This window comes from Pseudoalteromonas citrea (assembly GCF_000238375.3).
GTDB classification, from domain to species: Bacteria; Pseudomonadota; Gammaproteobacteria; order Enterobacterales; family Alteromonadaceae; genus Pseudoalteromonas; species Pseudoalteromonas citrea.
This window is the reverse complement of sequence record NZ_AHBZ03000015.1, coordinates 484,177-504,525: the sequence shown is the minus strand read 5'-3', so window position 1 is coordinate 504,525 and position 20,349 is coordinate 484,177. Positions and strand designations below refer to the sequence as shown.

At 42.1% G+C, this 20,349-nt stretch carries 14 protein-coding genes; 7 read left to right on the top strand and 7 right to left on the bottom strand.

Going from position 1 to position 20,349, the window contains the following annotated elements:
• The first annotated feature begins 30 nt into the window (after positions 1-30).
• On the top strand, positions 31-1,659 hold the full coding sequence (gene panP / locus PCIT_RS09790; protein ID WP_010363670.1) for a pyridoxal-dependent aspartate 1-decarboxylase PanP: 1,629 nt from the start codon (positions 31-33) through the stop codon (positions 1,657-1,659).
• A gap of 214 nt (positions 1,660-1,873) precedes the next feature.
• Entirely contained in the window at positions 1,874-2,914 is a 1,041-nt protein-coding gene (locus PCIT_RS09785) for a sensor domain-containing diguanylate cyclase (RefSeq protein WP_010363669.1), read from the top strand.
• A 24-nt stretch (positions 2,915-2,938) separates the two neighbouring features.
• On the opposite strand, the gene PCIT_RS09780 is transcribed toward PCIT_RS09785, so the two are convergent.
• From PCIT_RS09780 to gorA, 4 genes are all read right to left on the bottom strand, one after another.
• On the bottom strand, positions 2,939-4,081 hold the full coding sequence (locus PCIT_RS09780; RefSeq protein WP_040696944.1) for a GGDEF domain-containing protein: 1,143 nt from the start codon (positions 4,079-4,081) through the stop codon (positions 2,939-2,941).
• A 122-nt stretch (positions 4,082-4,203) separates the two neighbouring features.
• Positions 4,204-5,220: a tetratricopeptide repeat protein gene (locus PCIT_RS09775; RefSeq protein WP_010363665.1), complete on the bottom strand. Its 1,017-nt coding sequence runs from the start codon at positions 5,218-5,220 to the stop codon at positions 4,204-4,206.
• Between the two features lie 138 nt (positions 5,221-5,358).
• Positions 5,359-6,273, bottom strand: a complete 915-nt coding sequence (locus tag PCIT_RS09770) for an alpha/beta hydrolase (protein ID WP_010363664.1) — start codon at positions 6,271-6,273, stop codon at positions 5,359-5,361.
• A gap of 503 nt (positions 6,274-6,776) precedes the next feature.
• Positions 6,777-8,135, bottom strand: a complete 1,359-nt coding sequence (gorA, locus tag PCIT_RS09765; RefSeq protein WP_010363662.1) for a glutathione-disulfide reductase — start codon at positions 8,133-8,135, stop codon at positions 6,777-6,779.
• A 272-nt stretch (positions 8,136-8,407) separates the two neighbouring features.
• Between gorA and prlC the strand changes: the two genes are divergently transcribed.
• The 4 genes from prlC (at position 8,408) to PCIT_RS09745 (ending at position 14,679) form a co-directional block, all read left to right on the top strand.
• Positions 8,408-10,453 carry an oligopeptidase A gene (gene prlC, locus PCIT_RS09760; RefSeq protein WP_010363660.1) on the top strand — a complete coding sequence of 682 codons (2,046 nt, stop codon included), beginning with the start codon at positions 8,408-8,410 and terminating at the stop codon, positions 10,451-10,453.
• A gap of 129 nt (positions 10,454-10,582) precedes the next feature.
• Positions 10,583-11,743: a response regulator gene (locus tag PCIT_RS09755; RefSeq protein ID WP_010363658.1), complete on the top strand. Its 1,161-nt coding sequence runs from the start codon at positions 10,583-10,585 to the stop codon at positions 11,741-11,743.
• Positions 11,744-11,849: 106 nt separating this feature from the next.
• Positions 11,850-12,614 carry a class I SAM-dependent methyltransferase gene (locus tag PCIT_RS09750; protein WP_010363656.1) on the top strand — a complete coding sequence of 255 codons (765 nt, stop codon included), beginning with the start codon at positions 11,850-11,852 and terminating at the stop codon, positions 12,612-12,614.
• Positions 12,615-12,753: 139 nt separating this feature from the next.
• The gene (locus PCIT_RS09745) at positions 12,754-14,679 is read left to right on the top strand and encodes a methyl-accepting chemotaxis protein (RefSeq protein ID WP_010363653.1); all 1,926 of its coding nucleotides are present in this window, start codon (positions 12,754-12,756) and stop codon (positions 14,677-14,679) included.
• A 120-nt stretch (positions 14,680-14,799) separates the two neighbouring features.
• Here the strand turns inward: PCIT_RS09745 and PCIT_RS09740 are convergent, their stop codons facing one another.
• A complete protein-coding gene (locus PCIT_RS09740) occupies positions 14,800-16,926 on the bottom strand; it encodes a S8 family peptidase (protein ID WP_010363651.1) in 2,127 nt (708 codons plus the stop codon).
• 355 nt (positions 16,927-17,281) lie between these two features.
• On the opposite strand from PCIT_RS09740, the gene PCIT_RS09735 reads away from it, so the two are divergent.
• Positions 17,282-18,469: a BaiN/RdsA family NAD(P)/FAD-dependent oxidoreductase gene (locus tag PCIT_RS09735; RefSeq protein ID WP_040696958.1), complete on the top strand. Its 1,188-nt coding sequence runs from the start codon at positions 17,282-17,284 to the stop codon at positions 18,467-18,469.
• Positions 18,470-18,737: 268 nt separating this feature from the next.
• Here the strand turns inward: PCIT_RS09735 and PCIT_RS09730 are convergent, their stop codons facing one another.
• Together PCIT_RS09730 and PCIT_RS09725 are read right to left on the bottom strand one after the other, a co-directional pair.
• Positions 18,738-19,946: an IS256 family transposase gene (locus PCIT_RS09730; protein ID WP_192992781.1), complete on the bottom strand. Its 1,209-nt coding sequence runs from the start codon at positions 19,944-19,946 to the stop codon at positions 18,738-18,740.
• Positions 19,947-19,972: 26 nt separating this feature from the next.
• Positions 19,973-20,236, bottom strand: coding sequence for a hypothetical protein (locus PCIT_RS09725; protein ID WP_010368032.1), 264 nt, complete (start codon positions 20,234-20,236; stop codon positions 19,973-19,975).
• Positions 20,237-20,349 lie beyond the last annotated feature (113 nt).

Here is a 20,349-nt window from a genome sequence, read left to right as displayed (position 1 = left end):
CAATACAGAGTTAGAGAATTAGGTAGCAAGATGGGTCCAAAGCGTTGTGCTGTCGCTTCTGAAGAAAGTTTAATGCGTATTTTTACGGTGCCAGAAGCGCCAGATTCGACTCTGAGTAAAATAGAGTTAGAAATCTCTAGTAATTTAGCTGGGTTCTTGAATGAGAATATCGCGGCAATTGAAAAGCCTTTACATGAAATTGAAAAAGACTTTCAAGATGCGGTGTTGCCTGAAGAGCCGATGTTCGTTTCTGATTATGCACAAGACATAATGGAGCAGCTGGTGGCACATTCAGTCCATACGGCTGCCCCAAGCTTTATTGGACACATGACCTCAGCGTTACCCCACTTTGTGTTGCCTCTGTCTAAATTGATGGTGGGTTTAAATCAAAACCTGGTTAAAATTGAGACCTCTAAAGCGTTTACGCCTTTGGAGCGGCAAGTGCTGGGTATGATGCACCATTTAGCATACGGTAATGATGAACATTTTTATGACAAATGGATGCACAGTGCCAAAACATCACTCGGTGCATTTTGTTCCGGTGGTACCATTGCCAACATTACCGCATTGTGGATTGCCCGAAACCGTTTATTAAAAGCCGATGGCGAATTTAAAGGCATTGCTGCACAGGGGATGCTCGCGGGCATGCTGCATTACGGTTATAAAGGATTGGCTGTGCTTGTATCTGATAGGGGTCATTATTCCTTAGGTAAGGCTGCTGATATTTTAGGGCTTGGTCGAGAAAACTTTATTGGCATTGCCACAGACGAAAATAACAAAGTTGATGTTGAAAAAATGCGTGAAACAGCGCATCAATTGCAAGCAAAAGGCATTAAAGTTTTAGCTTTGGTGGGAGTTGCAGGTACAACAGAAACGGGCAATATTGATCCGTTGAACGACATGGCTGACTTAAGTGCTGAACTCGGGTGTTATTTTCATGTGGATGCCGCTTGGGGTGGGGCGACACTGTTGTCTGACAATAACCGGCATTTATTAGCGGGTATTGAGCGCGCTGATTCCATTACGATTGATGCGCATAAGCAAATGTACGTGCCGATGGGCGCGGGGCTAGTGTTATTCAAAGACCCAGCAGCCGCTGATGCGATTGAGCACCACGCCGAGTATATCCTACGTAAAGGCTCAAAAGATTTAGGTAGTCATACCTTAGAGGGTAGCCGCCCAGGCATGGCTATGCTGGTACATGCGTGTATGCGTGTTATTGGTCGTAAGGGTTACGAAATGCTGATTGATAAAGGCATTGATAAAGCGCGTTACTTTGCCGAATTAATAGAAAATGACCCTGACTTTGAACTGATCTCGGAACCCGAGTTGTGCTTATTGACTTACCGATATGTGCCAAAGCAAATACAACTTGCTATCGCAGAGGCTGATGAGGCTGAGCGCATTGAAATATATGCAGCGCTCAATCGGTTTACTGCCAGTATGCAAAAGCGTCAGCGTGAAACGGGGCGTTCATTTGTATCTCGTACTCGATTGACTCCAGCACAGTACGATCATCAACCGACGGTGGTATTTAGAGTGGTACTGGCAAACCCATTGACGTCAAACTCGATATTACAAGACATTTTGGCTGAGCAAAAAGCATTGGCTCAAACTGATCCAATCTTTAAAAAGTATTTATTGAAATATCTATCATAATTATTGTCATATGATAATTTAGCAGCTGTCTCGGATGATGGCTGTTGAATTGTCTCATGGTACAGTGTTTGCCTCGTAGGCACTTTACCCTCATTTTTACTTGTATCAAAACAAGTTACCCATATTGATGTACAAAATAGTTCATCCTTTTTCCGATTATTGCGTATCATTAATATAGATGTAGAAAAGTGTGTTTGTAACTGTTTGGTGTCTTATGCTCAATGATTTAAGTGAAGTAACGCAACGGTTGAGAAGAGTCTGTTCTCAGGAGGTTGATGTTTCTGGTAGTTATCAAGCCTTTTTACAGGATATTATTGACGAAGGGCGCGCTACTTTAGCTGTGAGTAGAGTGTCAGTGTGGTTATTTGATGACACTATCCAGCCGCGTTTCTTACTTAATGTAGCGAATACTGATTGGTCAACGAAGGTTGAGCAAATGGATTACGCAAAGTTAAGTCTTGAGCGTTACCCAGCTTATTTTACTGCGCTAAAAAATGGCGAGTCAATTGCAGCGTGTGATGCTGAAACAGATCCTCGTACCGCTGAATTCTCCAGTGATTATTTGCAGCCGCACGGTATAACCACGATGTTAGATACGGTCATTTTTAAAAATGGTATTCCTCATGGCATTGTTTGCTGTGAGGGAACCGATGGGGCTAGGCAGTGGCAAAGTGCGGAGGTGTCATATGCAGAGATGATTGCAGACTGTTGTAGCCGCCGCATTTTGGTGAGTGAGCTGTGGGCATTGCAGCAACAGCTCTCAGATTTAGCATTTCAAGATGCATTGACAGGGCTTAAAAATCGACGCTATTTAATGGATTATGCTGAGCGAGAGATAAGCCGTCACATGCGAGCTGAATTGCCTTTGAGTATGGTTGTCGTCGACATCGACCATTTCAAAGCGATCAACGATACCTATGGTCATGAGGTTGGCGATATTGTATTACAAGCTTTTGCTGGGTGTTGTAAATTAGTGCTGCGTACCGAAGACTGTTTATGCCGACTCGGCGGGGAAGAGTTTGTCGCTATGTTACCGCATACAAATGCCGACAATGCTTACCATGTGGCAGAGCGGCTGCGAGAAGCCTTATCGCAGCAACACATAAATTATGGCTCTGAAACCATTATGATCACGGTGAGCTGTGGTGTGGCTGAGGTCAATTTACAACTGCCTTTTAGCCAGTCATTAAAATTGGCAGATCACGCAGTTTATCAAGCGAAAGCACAAGGGCGTAATTGCGTCGTGCGAAGCTAGTATAATTAAGCCTGCCTTATCTGCTCATTCACTATATAACATGGTTTTATTCCTACCGGTTTCTTTCGCGGTATAAAGGGCTTTATCGGCGCGCGTTTGAATATCATCGAATGGCTCACCGTATTTACAATTGATAGAAATACCAATACTGAAGGTGACTTTTTCATGATGTAACTCAGGGAGTAAAGAACACTTTTCTGTAAACAGCTTACGAATACGCTCTGCTAATTCAATCGTATGATCTGTGTGCATTGCATAGGTCAGGACACAAAACTCTTCTCCTCCCCATCGTGCTACAGCATCGCTTTCGCGCACGGTGGTTGATAATACTTTTCCTGCTACTTCAAGCACATGGTCGCCAATTAAATGGCCATGAGCGTCATTTAATTGCTTAAAGTTATCAATATCGATCATTAGCACATGTATATTGTTATGTTGTCGAGCACCAATGGTTAGTAAAGGCCTAATTACATAAAAGAACCCGCGGCGGTTGTATAGGCCAGTAAGAGGGTCATGATGTGCGGCTTTATCCAGTTCAGCGATAAATCGACTGGTACTGAGTAGCATTAAAATAGGGGCACCTACCATGATACCTATGAGCGCACCAAGCCATGTGATAACCGCAACGGTACCTGATTGTTTACCAATTAATGGCAGTTCGCCCAATGCACCATTAGTGGTGTAAATAATGGTGGCAAGCACCTCAATTAACACTAAACAAGCCGCCACACGTGAAATAGTCCGTTCATAGCGGTTATTATTTGCATATTGCCATAGGCAGTAAGCAAAACTGGTACGGACTATAATGAGCCAAACCCCAATTGTCACTAAGCGCACATCTCTTATTGGAATGAGAAAAGTGAAAATAAGTGTGCTTACAAAAATACTAATAAACAGCAGAGAAATAGTGCGAGTCGGCAGCGGTTTATTCATAAATTGCCACGTGCCCGCAAGCAACCATGTGTGTCCGGCAATAAGCATCGTATTGTATGTAAAGCCTCTTACGGGGTTCCATTCAGAGGAGACAAATACGTTAATGGCATAGGCAATTGCTAAGCAGCTATATCCGAGGGCCCACATTCTCGCGCCGAGTGCAGATTCACTCATTTTTCCTATTGCAGCAATCATTACCGCACCGATTAAGGCGGCAAGTGTTAATGCAAACATGAGTGTTATGTCATGAAAAACCACGGCTACGCCACCCCATCATTATTTTTATTATGTCGTGTCTTCAAACCTACTGTACCTAACGTTTATGTTATATTTATAAAGTTCAACGTATATAAAAACTACCAATTACACAATTTCACTTGCTCAAACCAAGGTGCGTTAAATGTTTTGCTCGCTTGCTGAGCAGGTAAATTTAATACTATGTTCAAAGTAGGGGCTAAGTGCTTGTATATAAGCCGTTTTAATCCTTTACTTTCTAATTGCTCAAACTCTGTTTTTAACTGTGCTCTCAATTGTTGCGAGATTAACTTTCCTTGTGCTGCTTGATAGCCACTGTTGACCCACAAAAGGTAAGTTCGTTTAGGCTGATCAGGAACGCTTTCAACCAGTTTAGCGATGGGGTCATATAAACGCTGATAGTTAATAAATTGCTTTTGTAATAAAAAGACAAACAGCAAGTTTATTCCTGCATTTATATGACCTGGCTTTTTAGCTTGTAGTTGATGACCAGCCAAGGCTTTACGAAAATAGCCATTTGCTTGCCGTAATTTATTGTTATCTAATGCGAGGACACCTAAGTTATTTGCGATAGTGGCTAATGCGCGCTCATTTTTGAGTTTCTCAGCAATTTGATATGCTTCTCTGTATAGTGCTTTAGCACGAATATAGTTAGTTTGTTGGCGAGCGATAATCGCCAAGCTTACTTTTAAACTCATTTGCTGATTTAGAGATGAAGGTTGCTTTAACGCACATGTGAATGTGGCTTCGGCATCGCTTAAATAAGACGATTTACGTAACCAAACACCGGTCATACTGAGGATCGTTGGTAGCTTTTCATAAAAATATGGGTGTTCATTTAATAAAAATAACTGTTCAAGTGACGAATATCCCTTGTTCAGTTGATTGGTAACAATCACGGCTCTGGTGTTGAGCAGATACCACTGTATTTGCTGTTTTTTTGTTAATTTTGGGAGCGCGAGTTCTTCGTTCAGGATACGCAGTGATTGTGTCGGTTCGGACGATAAAAAGTATTGTGCTTGCTGGAGTAAGTATTCATTTTCAGCTGTTGTAGGATCTGAATTCGCCACTGACATTACTGGCAATAATAAGATTAAAAAGCTTATTACTTTGTACAATGGGAAATACTCTCTGCTTATGCTCAGTGTTGAGAGTATAGTTTAGCCTTGGGAAACAGGCCAAGCCTTCTGGCAAATCAAAAGACTTGCTGTAGCAAAGCAGTGAGCGACTGCGTTGTTGAAGAGGAAAAAACAGATCTAAAACCAGTCAGCCAGTGATTCAACATACTCTCGGTGTATTATGTGCCCACCTTTAAAAATAATATGTTTTTTATTACTCGATGCAAGTGCGTTATACAAAGCCAAATTATTACTTTCACTGGCATATTCATCATTGTCTGTTGTGACCAGCCATATTTTTTGATCTTTCAACAAAGACGCCACATTTTTCGGGGCAACTGAAGCTGTGGTATTTTCAATGTGTGGTGGCACAATGGCTAAAACATTACTAACTCGTTTATCCACACCCGCTAACAGAAGGCTTGATTGGCCGCCCATACTATAACCGGCAACGTGAACATTGCTGATATCCAGTTGCTTTTGTTGTTCAATCCAGTCGAGCAGCACACGGTGATCGAGAATGGTATGGCTCATCATCTCTACATAATCGGTTTTATCACCTAGAAAGTTCACATCGAACATGATCGATCGGAGAGATTTATCAGCGACTTTGCGCGAACCATGATATCTGGCATCAATTGCAATGACGACATACCCTTTCTGTAGTGCTTGTTGGGTTATCTTGTTAACTTGGGTAACAGTGGGTCGTCCATTTATCGAATCAGTCCACCAGCGAGGGTAGCTGCGGCCCATAGCATGTAGACCTATTAAAACAGGGTATTTGTCTTTCACCTCTTGAGGATAATTAATTTGCCCTTTTACTTTTGAACCATCAAAAGTGGTATAACTGAACTCAAATAACCTGTCATCTAGTTCATTTAACTCAAAATTCATATGTTCAACAGGCGTATAATTGTAGCTATCGACTATTTGCTCGGTGGTCAAGTTTTCAGTGTCTAATGTAAAAAATGCATAGTAAATTGCGCCTAAAAAGAAGAATAGCCCTGCCATTATTTTGAACCCTTTAGTTGAAAATATAGTCTTTATACTCATGTTTATTTCCTTAATTCTGATGAGGCGACATTAAATAACTGGGTGTGAAATAAATGTGAAGTAGGCAGGTATATCTTGCGATTTATACGATATGGGAAGCCTCGGGTTTATCTAGCTGAACAGTGAAGGTCAAATGTGTAATTCGAAGTGCCGTAAAGTCATTTAAAACAGGTATTTTATAACGTAACTGTTAGTTAGTACTTTTTACGGGAAGTCTATTTTATGGTGATGTTTATTTTTTGAGAGAAACATCAAGTAAATCAGCTTTGCTTCTAACGGAGATCGTTGTTGAGTGATATAAAGGCGTTATTAAACCTTGTGTCTATAAATATGGTGAATTGATCTGTTCTAATTTACTTTGAATTGAATTGAATTGAATTGAATTGAATTGAATTGAATTGAATTGAATTGAATTGTAATGGCTAGGCCACCTAATGCTGCTGCATTTAGGTGGCCTAACGTAGCCATATGAAATTCAATCTATATTGATTGTATTTCTACCCCTACCTCATAGTCACAAACTCTTCGCTGCCAGTTGGGTGTATTGCAACTACTGCGTCAAAATCTGCTTTGGTTGCGCCCATTTTCATGGCAACGGCAAAACCTTGGATCATTTCATCAACTGCAAATCCAATACCATGTAAGCCAACCACTTTCTCTTCAGGGCCAACACACACTAGCTTCATTTTACAAGGTTGACGATGGGCCGTAACTGCGGTGTACATGGCAGCAAAAGACGAACTATATACTTTAACTTGATCTTCGCCATATTGTGCAATTGCCTCGGGTTCAGTTAAACCAATGGTACCGATTGGTGGGTGACTGAATACCACCGTTGGTACTAAGCTATAATCCATTTTGGCATTGGGCAATTCAGGGTTGAACAAGCGTTCTGCCAACATACGGCCAGCTTTTACAGCCACGGGTGTAAGCTCTATGCCGCCTTCCATAATATCGCCTAACGCATAAATGCCATCAACCGAGGTGTTTTGAAATTCATCAACTTTGATGAAACCACGTTGGTTGGTATCAACGTCGGTGGCTTTTAGATTGATCAAGTCGGTTACTGGCTCTCGACCGATTGCCCAAATAAGCTGCTCGACATTATGACTTTCACCATTTTCAAGGTGCAGAGTCACAGAACCGTCGGCTTCTTTTGTAATTTCTTTCGGTGTTGAGTGGGTGTGTAGCGTTGGACCTTCTTTGTCCATTACTTCAGTGAGGGTTTCCACAATTAGCGGATCAAAGCTGCGTAACGGGGCATGTTTACGGACAAATAAATGCGTGTCAGTGCCTAAGCCATGTAAAACGCCCGCTAATTCAACGGCAATATACCCTGCACCAATTACAGCAACACTACGTGGTTGCTCATTTAGCTCAAAAAAGCCATTTGAGTCAATACCATGTTCAGCCCCCGGTATGTTTGGTACAGATGGACGACCGCCTACCGCAATACAAATGTGATCCGCGCTGTAGTGCTCACCATTAACTTCAACCGTTTTGTTGTCAATAAATTTAGCAAAGCCATTGATCACGGTAACGCCATTTTTGGCTAAGTAGCCATTATAGCCTTGATGAATACGACCAATATACGCTTGACGGCTCTCGACTAACTTAGACCAATTAAAGTTTTTAAGTTCAACATCAAAACCATAATCGGGAGCATATAATTTAATTGCTTCAGCGACTTGCGCGCCATGCCACATAACTTTTTTTGGTACACACCCAACATTTACGCAGGTTCCACCCATATGTTTGGCTTCAATAATGGCCACTTTTGCGCCACGCATTGCTGCTCGGTTTGCAGACGCAATACCACCACTGCCTCCGCCAATAGCAATATAATCAAAATGTTGAGCCATAATTTACCCTTAAAAATTAAATAATATGTTCTACGCTTAAAGTAGTAAGACCATCAAGCCGATGAAAAAATAACAGTGTAATACCAATTTAGGTAAAGATCTGAACTTTCTGCGTGATGATAACTTAAGCTTAACGGAAGAATACGTATAGATGTTCATTTTAGAACAGCTATAGGCTTTCTTTCAGGTTGATCAGAATTCTTTGTTACTGCTTGAAATAGCGATGTTTGCCCCAATTTCAATATCTAGATAAAAAATAAAAGAGAGATTACATGAGCAATCCACTAATCGGGCTTGAAGGCCTACCGCCATTTTCTAAGATTCAGCCAGAGCATGTAGTACCCGCCCTTAAAGAAGCGATTGCTCACTGTCGTCAAACCATTGATGATGTGCTCGAAAATAGCACATTTAATTGGGAAAACTTAGTATTACCTTTAGAGGAAGCAGACGATAAATTATCGCGTATGTGGTCACCTGTCTCACATATGCATTCAGTGGTAAATTCAGATGCATTGCGAGAGGCTTACGATGAATGTTTACCGCTGATCTCAGAGTATTCTACCTATTGTGGTCAACATCAAGGTTTGTATAACGCCTATAAAGCGATAAAAGAGTCTGCTGAATTTTCAACATTGTCTATTGCTCAGCAAACCACGATCGACAATCAATTACGAGACTTTGCGTTGTCTGGCATCGCATTAAATGAGCAGCAGCAAAGTCGCTATGGCGAGATCAGTGCACGTTTATCAGAACTGGGCGCAAAGTTTGGTAATAATGTGATGGATGCCACACAAGCTTGGCAAAAACACATTACGGATGAGAGCCAACTTTCGGGGTTACCTGAATCAGCGTTGGCGTTAGCTGCGCATACAGCACAAAGTAAAGAGTTAGAAGGCTGGGTATTTACCCTCGATTTTCCGTCTTATTTACCGGTGATGACGTACGCTGACAATCGTGAATTACGCGAAGAAGCATATCGCGCATTTTCAACCAGAGCGTCTGATCAAGGGCCAAATGCCAATGAATTCGATAACTCAGAGATTATGGCTGAAGCGTTAGCGCTGCGCCATGAAATAGCGCAGTTACTTGGTTTTGATAGCTATGCACACAAATCACTGGCAACAAAAATGGCCGATTCACCGGGGCAAGTTTTTGAGTTTTTAAATGACTTAGCTGAAAAGTCAAAAGCGCAAGCGAATGGTGAATTAAAAGAATTAGTTGAGTTTGCCGAGCAAGCACATGGCATCAGTGAGCTGCAAGCTTGGGATTATGGCTACTATGGCGAAAAGCTAAAACAAGACAAGTATGCAATTTCTGATGAGCAGTTACGCCCGTATTTTCCGGCAAACCGTGTACTGAATGGCTTATTTGAAACGGTTAATCGTTTATTCGGTATTAAAGTAACTGAAATTACAGACTTTGATAGTTACCACGAAGATGTACGTTTTTTTGCTATTCACGACAAAACGAACCAATTACGTGGCCACTTTTATCTAGACTTGTACGCACGTGAGCATAAAAGAGGTGGTGCGTGGATGGATGATTGCATGGGCAGAAAGGTGCGTGCTAATGGTCAATTGCAGACCCCCGTTGCTTATTTAGTTTGTAACTTTAATAAAGCCGTAGGTAATAAACCCGCGTTATTTACCCATAACGAAGTTACTACGTTATTCCATGAGTTTGGTCATGGTATTCACCATATGCTAACGCAAGTTGATGCAGCGCCAGTGGCGGGTATTAATGGAGTTGCATGGGATGCAGTTGAATTACCGAGTCAATTTTTGGAAAACTGGTGTTACGATGAAGAAGCGTTGAGTTTTATTTCAGGGCACTATGAAACAAATGAGCCATTACCAAAAGAATTACTAGACAAGTTATTAGCGGCTAAAAACTATCAATCCGCGATGCAGATGTTACGCCAAATTGAATTTAGTTTATTTGACTTTCATATTCATGCTGATTACCAACCTGAGGCAGGGTGCCAAATTCAACAGGTATTAAATACCGTACGCGCAAAAGTTGCTGTGGTAAAAGCACCTGAGTTTAACCGTTTCCAGCATGGTTTTAGCCATATTTTTGCGGGTGGTTACAGCGCAGGTTACTATTCCTATAAATGGGCGGAAGTGCTGTCAGCTGACGCATTCTCTAAGTTTGAAGAAGACGGTATTTTTAATGCCGAGACTGGCCAGGCATTTATGGAGAACATTTTAGAAATGGGTGGGTCAGAATCACCAATGACGCTATTTACCCGTTTTCGTGGTCGAGCACCACAAGTGGATGCACTGCTGCGCCACAGCGGTATTGATGTGGCAGCATGATAGGTTACTAAAGTAACAGTAGATAAAATAAAAGCACCTAAGGGTGCTTTTATTTTATCAGAAACTTGCTCGCAAATTTATCATCTCGGTCTATGCTTTTTAAAGATATGATTTGATAGGGAAAGCACAATGACCAAACTGGTGTTGGCTATAGATGATGACAAATTAGTACATCACATTATAGAAGAGGCATTGTCGCACTTTTGTAAATTGATACACGCCAAAAATGGTGACGAAGGACTGCGCCTAGCTGAAAAGTATCATCCAGACATTATTTTACTTGATGTTGAAATGCCGGGGATGTCGGGTTTTGAAGTCTGCGAAAAGTTAAAAAAGGCACGCCGTACAGCTGATATACCTGTTATGTTCCTTTCGTCAAAGTCAGAACTGGCTGAGCGAATGCGGGGTTACAATGCGGGGGCGTCAGACTACGTGGCTAAACCCTTTGACAGTGATGAACTCATTGCCCGTATAAAAGTGCTAGATGCATATCGTCAACAATCACGTAAATTAACGCAAGATATTCGTCGAGCGCAAATCACCGCTGAGATAGCTATGACAGACTCTGGCGATATGGGGCGGATCATGCGTTATGTTGGGCAGTCGTATAATGCCCATGATTTAACAACTCTATCGGGGTATTTCTTTGAGTTTTTTGTGCCGTTACAGCTAGATGTTGCTGTGGCATTTTGGTATCACGAAACTGAAGTATTTTTATCCGGTAATGGCGCAATGCAGCCAATTGAACAAGAACTGCTGAGCAAACATCGCGATGGTAGTCGCTTTGTGGATTTTGGTCGTCGTACAATTATTAATTACCCTAAGGTCTCTTTATTAATTAAAAATATGCCTGTGGACGACAATGCTATGTATGGGCGTTACAAAGATTTGTTACCGCATATTTTAGAAGCAACCAATGCCAAAATTAAAGATATGGAGGTGAGTGAAGAAGCATTGAGTAAAGTGGATCAAATTGGGCGCGTATTTGAAGAGTTGTCAGATCAACTTGCAGGTATTGGGGGGCATCACTCCAATAAAGTAACTGAATTGGGTGCCTTGGTACAGCAAATTAATGGCTTAAAAGACAAGCAGCTGACGGCTGAGCAGGTGGAAGCACTAGACAAACTCTATCAACATTTTTCGTTTGTTGATGATGAGTTATCAATTATTAAGTTTAAGTTGTCGGATATTACTGAGGCACGCCACCAATTAATTGAAAGCTTGAATAAAATTGCGAAACCTTGGGGTGAAGAAGAGGTTGCTGCGCAAACTGATATTGAATTGTTTTAATCATATATCGTAAACATAACTAACTTTGCCCTATCAAGTAAGTTTTTATGTCGTGTGGATTACTGATTAGATATACTGTGAAGGCTATAATTTTAGGAGCTTGCAGTTGGTTATTCACACCCCCTTTCCAGAAAACCGTCCTTACTTAGATCAAATTGAACAAAAATTTGCTTTGCCTGTATGGGCGCAAAACCATGCGCAAGGTAAAGACTTTAAATTAATATATGACCAATTAGGGCTTCAGCTATTTAAAAGTGATGAGCCTAAATTAGGCGCAATCCAAGTTGATTTTGTCACCGGAGCAAGTGCGCATCGTCGCAAGTTTGGTGGTGGAAAAGGTCAAGCGATTGCTAAAGCCGTTGGCTTAAATAAAGGGGCTACCCCTCATGTTTTAGATGCAACAGCAGGGCTTGGAAGAGATGCATTTGTATTAGCTTCACTTGGCTGCCAAGTAACATTACATGAACGACATCCAGTCGTCGCGGCGCTTCTATTCGACGGACTACAACGGGCCTATCAAGATGCAGATATAGGCGCTTGGATGCAAAGCAATATGGCGATGGCATTTGGCTCTAGTCACGAATTGTTAGCATCGACAATCTGCCAGCCTGATGTAGTTTACTTAGATCCTATGTTTCCACACCGTGAGAAATCGGCATTAGTAAAAAAAGAGATGCGCGTGTTTCAAACCTTGGTTGGGGATGATCACGACGCGGATGGGCTATTTGACTTTGCTTACGCGCTTGCTAGCAAACGGGTCGTGGTTAAACGTCCTGACTATGCACCTTTTTTGAACGATAAAAAGCCAAGCATGCAGATCACCACCAAGAAAAACCGCTTTGATGTGTATGTGAAGTCAGCCATGAAGTAGCTTAATTGGGTAAAATACAGATAAAAGGTACGAAGAAAGGATGTTTTTATCTGTTGCTGCATATGAAACAAACAAATTACATTAAATTGTCATAAAAGGTTAATAGTCTACCCACGCTTTTTATTATTAGGGTGTGACCATGCGTGTATCTTCATTTACTCGATTATTAGCAATATTATTGGCATTGGCCAGTGTCTTTTTGGCGGGTGTGCTGTTTTGGGCGTCAAATGTACTGAGTACCCTTGATACGCAAAATACTGCGTATACACAATTGAAAAATACCATCTTAATTGATTTAGAAGACAGTATTGAAAGCTACCTAAAAGCAGGAGACAGCCAGTATTTAGGGCAGTCCTCACAGATTATTGGTGAAATTAAATCTGAAAGCCTCTCTATACTCCCTGAAAGTGTAGGGACGCATATTAGCGAGCAACTAGATATGCTCGATGCCGATATTAACGGTAAATATCGTGCATTAGGCAAGCTATCAGGCAATGAAATGGCATTATTAGACAATGCACTGAGACAAATGGCTGGGTCTGCATCGTCACTAATTAGCTATACATTAAAAGCGCAACCACATTCCTTGAGTGCACAGTACTTTTCACTGACATCAGATTATTATGCTCAAGTCAGTAACTTGGGCATTTATACCTATCAGCTTAATGCCCACTTTGACCCATCGACAGAAGCGAGCTTGCAGCAAACCATTAATAGTTTAAAGACTTTGGCACGCAAATTAGAAGATCTCGAAAATTTAGGTGTAATGTCAGAGGTCGATGAAGACGAGTTATTTTTTGGCGCAGAAGCTGAAGACTTGGCGGAAGAAATAAAAGCAGAACTTGTGAGTTGGCCAAAGCGCTTTGATCGCGACTTACAAAGTACTCTGGTTCAAGCTAAACAAAGACAACAAGGGATGGATGCCTTACGCGCTGATATTAAGCGTGTTGCAGATATCATGCTAAGCGCGGAGCAAGCGTTGAAAAATGAGCAGAGCGAGCTAAAAGAGCAAGTACTATTAATATTTGGTGTTGCAATAGGTCTATTAGTGATACTGGCGGTTGGTGTGTATGTGATGCAGTTTAATCAGGTCTTGACGCCTTTACGCCAATTACGTGATGGTTTTGCGGATTTGATTGAAAGTAAGGAATTAAAAAATATTCATAGTAAAAATGCCAACACAGAACTGGGCGAAATAGCGACCTACTTTAATCAATTAATTGACCAACAGCGTAACGAAGCGCAAGAACGCTCGCATATGTTAGAAGTGATCAACGATTTTATGCAGCAAATGAGTAATAACCTTGCACAAATAGGCCGCCAGTCAGACACCACATATGATCAGGTTGAGCAGACCGAAACCATGCTGGTAACAATTAAAGCAATGGGCGGTGAGGTGAATGATATAAATACGCAAGTCTCTGATAATGCCAGCAGCACGCACAAAGCCATGATGCAAAGTGTGCAGTTTGCTGATGCCATGCTCAGCGCAAGCTCTGAAACGCAAAGTCGTGTTGAGCAAGGGTTAGCCAGTTTAAATGAGTTACTAAACGGCGTATCTGATGTAGGGAAAGTGATTGAAATGATCCGCACTATTGCTGAGCAAACAAATTTGCTAGCACTAAACGCCGCGATTGAGTCGGCCAGAGCGGGAGAGCATGGCCGTGGTTTTGCTGTAGTGGCTGATGAAGTGAGAAAGCTCGCTCAGCAAACTCAAGACTCATTGTCAGACATTAATCAGCAATTGAGCGTGTTAGGTGAGAACTCTGAGAAAGTATCAACGCAAATATCAGCATTGGCAGAAGATGCGCAGTTGCAAACCTCTCACGCTCATGAGCTTAAACGTAATTCAGAAGGCGTAGCGACCAGCGCACAAAGTGCTAATCACGTCGCAGATAATGCTATGGAACTTGCACAACAGCAAAGCGGGTTATTAGATAACTTTAGCATTGCAATGTCACAAATGAAGCAGCAGGTAAATGGTTCGGGTCAGCAAATAACGGATATTCAAGGGCAGTTACAAGAACAGATGCAACGTATTAGAACGAGTTTAGGTTTAGTGTAAATTCATTATCTTAAGATGAGCTTAGGCTGCGTCATGATAAACAAAAAGGCTGAAGTAATTGCTTCAGCCTGTCCCAGGGAATGGGAGTTGTTACTTATAGAAGTATTTAAATTTTATAAGTTACTTATACTCAGCATTGAGTGTAACACCAGAGAAAGTAGCATATGCATTAAGGCTTAAATGCCATGTGCCTGCAGCTGGCGCATTAAACGTACATGTTTCAGCGTTGCCTGAATTCCATGAACGGCAATCATAGCTGCTGCTTGTTGGGCGTGAACCTTGAGTGACGTATAAGTCTGCATCACCTGTACCACCTGATGTCGTTACCGTAAAGCTACTCATGCCTGCAGGTACATCAATGGTGTAGTGTAACCACTGATTTCTTGAGGCTGCTAGGTTGCTTTGTGAGCCACCGCCTGGTTGCGTTGTACCGCCACCCGTTGTGACTTCACCTGTTAAGCTCACCCCAGAATATGCAGAATAGGCACTTAATAGCACATGATAAGTACCCGCTGTAGGATTATCAATTTCACACACTTCGCTGGTCGATGATTGCTCAGACTTACATGCATGGCTGCTTGTGGTTGGCTTTGTGCCTGCTTGTACGTAAAGGTCAACATCGCCTGAACCACCAGATGTAGTAAAGCTGACTTTAGTTGCGCCAGCAGGAACTTCAAGTGTATAGAACGCTTGGTTATCTTTTACTGCACTTAAGCCACTTTTCGCAACGCCATCAGTTAACACGTTGTCATCGCCAGTCGGTGGCGGTGTGCCTGTCGCTTGCGCTACAGCCGCTGCGGCATCAACAATACCAGTACCACAGTTGTTACACGTTGCTGGGAAGCTACGAGTGGTATCTTTTAGGATAGTCTCAATTTCATCAGGTGTTGCATTGGGTTTTGCTTGCTTGATCAATGCAGCAACACCTGCCACATGAGGGGCCGCCATTGAAGTACCCTGCGAGTAATGGTAGCTATCAGATACAGGTCCCGTGCTACCTGAGTTGTGCGTAGATAAAACCCCTTCAGAGTCATTGGCAAAGCTTTGTGCGCCACCCGGTGCTGCTACATCAATAGAGGTACCATAGTTTGAATAGTAAGCTCGGCCGCCGTTACGGCCAACGGATGCAACATTCACGACACCATTACAGTTACCAGGGTTGTAGTTGTTAGCATTATCGTTGTCATTACCTGCTGCGATAACAATGACAGAGCCATTATTTCGCGCTTGGTTAATCGCATTTTGCGTCGTTGCACTACATGCACCGCCGCCACCTAAACTCATATTAATAACATCAGCGGCATTGGCATTCGCCGGTACGCCAGCAACACTTCCACCAGATGCCCAGATAATGCCATCAGCAATATCAGAGGTTAAACCACCACATTTACCAAGGACACGGACAGGTACGACTTGAGAATCGTATGCAACACCTGCAATACCTTCGCCATTATTCGTTACCGCAGCAACAGTACCTGCAACATGAGTACCATGCCAACTTGAATCTCTGTCTGAACTTGGTACTGGGTTGCCTTGCGCGTCTGTACCACACTCGCCGCGTGTTGTTGAGTCACCCGGATCTCGTGCGTCATTATCACGTAAGCCACCATCGTTCGCGACTTGTAAGTTAGAGATCATGTCGTAGCCAGGTAAAATATTCGCGTTTAAATCTACGTGTGGGCGATAGCCTGTATCAAGTACAGCAACCGTTACACCTGCACCTGTCGCACTATCCCAAGCAGTCGGTAAGTTCAAACCGCCATTGGCTTCAAAATAATGCCATTGATCTGAATAACGCGGATCGTTAGGTGTGGCAAATGGCTGGAGCATTTGGTCTATTTCAATGTATTCAACATTACCCGACTCAACGATTTCTTGCATTAACGCGTTTGCTTCAAGGGTTGTTAGTTTTTTATTTACCCGCATAACGTGGTGGTTTGCCAGCGCCATTGGTCGCACATAGTGCGTTGAAACAGTCGATTTTTGGCTTTTAAATGTTTGAACAAACCCCTGAGCGCGTTGCTGTACATTCGCGTCAGACATTTGCTCGGTCGATAAAGTCATCATTTGTTCGTTGTTTTCTTTATATTTTATGATGAACTGAGTACCGAGGGTTGCTTGGTTTTGCATTTTCACAGCGGTTTGCGCAAAGTTAATATTGTTATTTGTTGCTAGCGCACTGTGTGCCGTAAATGCTGCCGTCACTGCCAGTGAAATTGCACCTAATTTTAATTTTGTTGTTGTCATTAATTTCCCCTACCTTGTTTTTGTTGATGCTTCTTATTTGCAAGAAGGTTAACGAAGGTAAAATTAAAGTTATTTTTTTTAAAGTGTTGTTTTGTTATGTGCACTATTGTTTTTGTTATAAGGAGCCGTCCAAGCTGTGCAAAAAACGCCCTAGTATTATGTTTTTATTACATTTATAAAAATTATTTATTCTGTAAATCAGTGTGCACAGCAGTGTAAATGAATGTAAACAAGATGAAATAAATTCACATTTTAGTGAGAATATGCTTTTTTGGCCGGAGTTTGAGCAAGTAATTTTGCTACGAGTGCAATTTTGTTACAATGCGCGCATAAATTTATTTTGATGAGTAAAAGTGTGCTGCAATTTGATGTTGTTGTGATTGGTGCCGGAGCTGCTGGGTTAATGTGTGCCGCGCAGGCTGGCTATCGAGGCCGAAAAGTCGCTGTTGTTGATATGGGTAAAAAGCCTGGTCGTAAAATTTTGATCAGTGGTGGTGGACGGTGTAATTTCACCAATGAAGAGGCGTCACCCAGCAACTATTTATGTGCCAATCCACACTTTGTTAAATCGTGCTTAAGCCGCTATACCCAGCATGACTTTATTGAGTTAGTAGACCGTCACGGCTTGGCCTATCACCATAAAACTTTGGGTCAGCTTTTTTGTGATAACAGTGCCCAAGACATTGTTGATATTTTAATGACAGAATGCGAATGGGCGGGTGTTGAACATTTTTTACGGAGTGAAGTGTTGAACGTTGTGGCAGCGGCAGAAGGTGGTTATGTTGTGACAACCTCAGAGCAGCAATTTAAATGTGCGTCATTGGTGGTTGCCGCCGGTGGATTAACTATGCCAAAACTAGGCGCAACGCCGATAGGGTATAAAATCGCCGAGCAGTTTGGCTTAAATGTATTACCAACAATGGCGGCACTGGTGCCATTTACTTTGCATGATCATGATAAAGCACGATTTGAAGGGCTATCAGGCGTGAGCATCGCGTGTAACGTAAGCAGTGAAGACGGCACTGAGTTTAAAGAGAATATTTTGTTTACTCACCGAGGCTTATCAGGTCCCGCCGTGTTACAGATCTCATCATTTTGGCGAGCAGGTCAGGTCGTTACGATTGACTTACTGCCCGAATTAAACTTGTCAGACACCCTTCATCAATGGCGCGCGGAGCAGGGCAGTAAATCGCTTAAAAATAGTTTAAGTACCCTATTGCCAAAACGTTTTATTGAAATTTTAATTACTGAAGACGCCATTCCAGACAAAGCACTTAACCAGTTAAGTCACAGAGAAATAGAGGCCGTTGCCACTTATATTCATAATTGGACCATCAAACCCAATGGCACCGAAGGCTACCGCACCGCTGAAGTAACCTTAGGCGGCGTGGACACGGATGAACTCAGCTCAAAAACCTTTGAAGCCAAAAAAGCGCAAGGCCTATATTTTATTGGCGAAGTAACCGATGTAACAGGCTGGTTGGGAGGCTATAACTTCCAATATGCGTGGAGCTGTGGCTTTGCCGCAGGGCAGATGTGTTAGTGTTAGTAGCTCAGAATGTAAACAGGCACTTTCAGAATTAAATAAGCACTAGCTTTTATTAAACAGATATAACTATAGCTTGCCATAAGTAAAGACGTGTTATTGTCTATGGAATAGCTGCCGCAACATACAGTTTTATGTTAATGCTGACGTGTTGCGGTTTTCAATGAAAGTATTTGCTCAGGGCTGAAACCACTGCGAAGTAATTCAAAATCACAGAGTTCAACGGTAACTGACCCTGTAAATAATTCTGTGTAACTGCTCTTAGTTACAAGTATTCAGTTAGTCGGTCTTCAAACATAATCATAAAACGGTTTAGAGCTTGCTTCCAGTTATGAATAGGCATTGTCCACCTCTTGGAAGCATCCATTATCGCTAAGTACACCACCTTGCTAGCGGATTCATCTGTCGGGAACAGTTTACGTTTCTTGGTCGCTTTTCTGATCACACTGTTCAGAGATTCAATAGCATTTGTCGTGTAGATAGCTTTACGAATATCTTGAGGGTAGCTAAATAGAGTATTGAGATTATCCCAATGAGCCGTCCAGGAGCGGCTGATTTGAGGGTACTTTTCATCCCATTTATCACCAAAGTGCTCTAACGCCAACAGGGCTTCATCTTCCGTTGTTGCTTGATAGATTTCTTTTAAGTCAGCGGTAATTGCCTTGTAGTCTTTCCATGGGACGTATTTCATTGAGTTTCGCACCATGTGTACGATACAGAGCTGAATTTGAGTTTTTGGATAAACAGCGTTGATGGCATCAGGAAAGCCCTTCAGGCCATCTACACACGCGATGAGGATATCATTCACGCCTCGATTTTGAAGTTCGGTGAGCACGCTAAGCCAGAACTTCGCTCCTTCGGTTTCGGACATCCACATCCCAAGAAGTTCTTTCTGACCTTCCATATTTACGCCAAGTGCGAGATAAATGGCTTTGTTGATAACCTGTTTATTCTGGCGTACTTTCACGACGATGCAATCGAGATAAACGATGGGATAGACCGTATCAAGCGGGCGAGATTGCCACTCAACCACTTGTTCTAAAACAGCATCTGTAACTTTAGATATTAGACTGGCGGAGATATCCGCATCGTACATTTTTTTGAATGTTGCGACGATTTCACGGGTGGTCATTCCTTTGGCATATAGGCTTAAGATCTTGTCGTCCATCGATTGAAATCGGGTTTGATGTTTACGAACAAGCTTGGGTTCAAAGGACGCGTCACGGTCACGAGGGACTTCTAACTGGATCTCACCATCGTCTGTAATTAGGCGTTTAGATGAGTAGCCATTTCGACTGTTACTATCGTTAGTTGGTGAGTTTTTTTCGTAACCGAGGTGCTCATTAAGTTCAGCATTTAAGGCTGTCTCAACCGTCACCTTGGTTAACATTTTCCTAAAGTCATCAAGATCAGAAGGAGTCTTAATCGACTTAGCTGCTTCGCGAGCGAAGGCTTCTAGAGCTTTCTTATCCATATTGCTTATCCTCAGCCATTACTGGCTTAATTATAAGCAGATACACAATTTAAATTACAGGCTCCGGTAACTTTTTTACCTTCACCTACTACTTTGTAGATACTGCCGCTTGCTGTTTTTATCAGGTTTTTCTTAGGCTTTATTTCAACCAATTTTGAGGTGCAGATATAGTCACCGTTGCCAAATCTAAAAGATTTATCTTCAACACAGATGCCCCACAAAACTTGACCGATATTATGATCGTTATCTTTAACTGTCACGATTTGCCAATCACAAACTATAGTATCCATAAGTCACCTCTACTCTATTTGCAGTAAAGTTTAATATTAGGAAATTTGTGGTTAAAAACATATTGAAAGCGTGGATCTAATTCTGACTTTTATAAATTAATATTAGCTTTGAA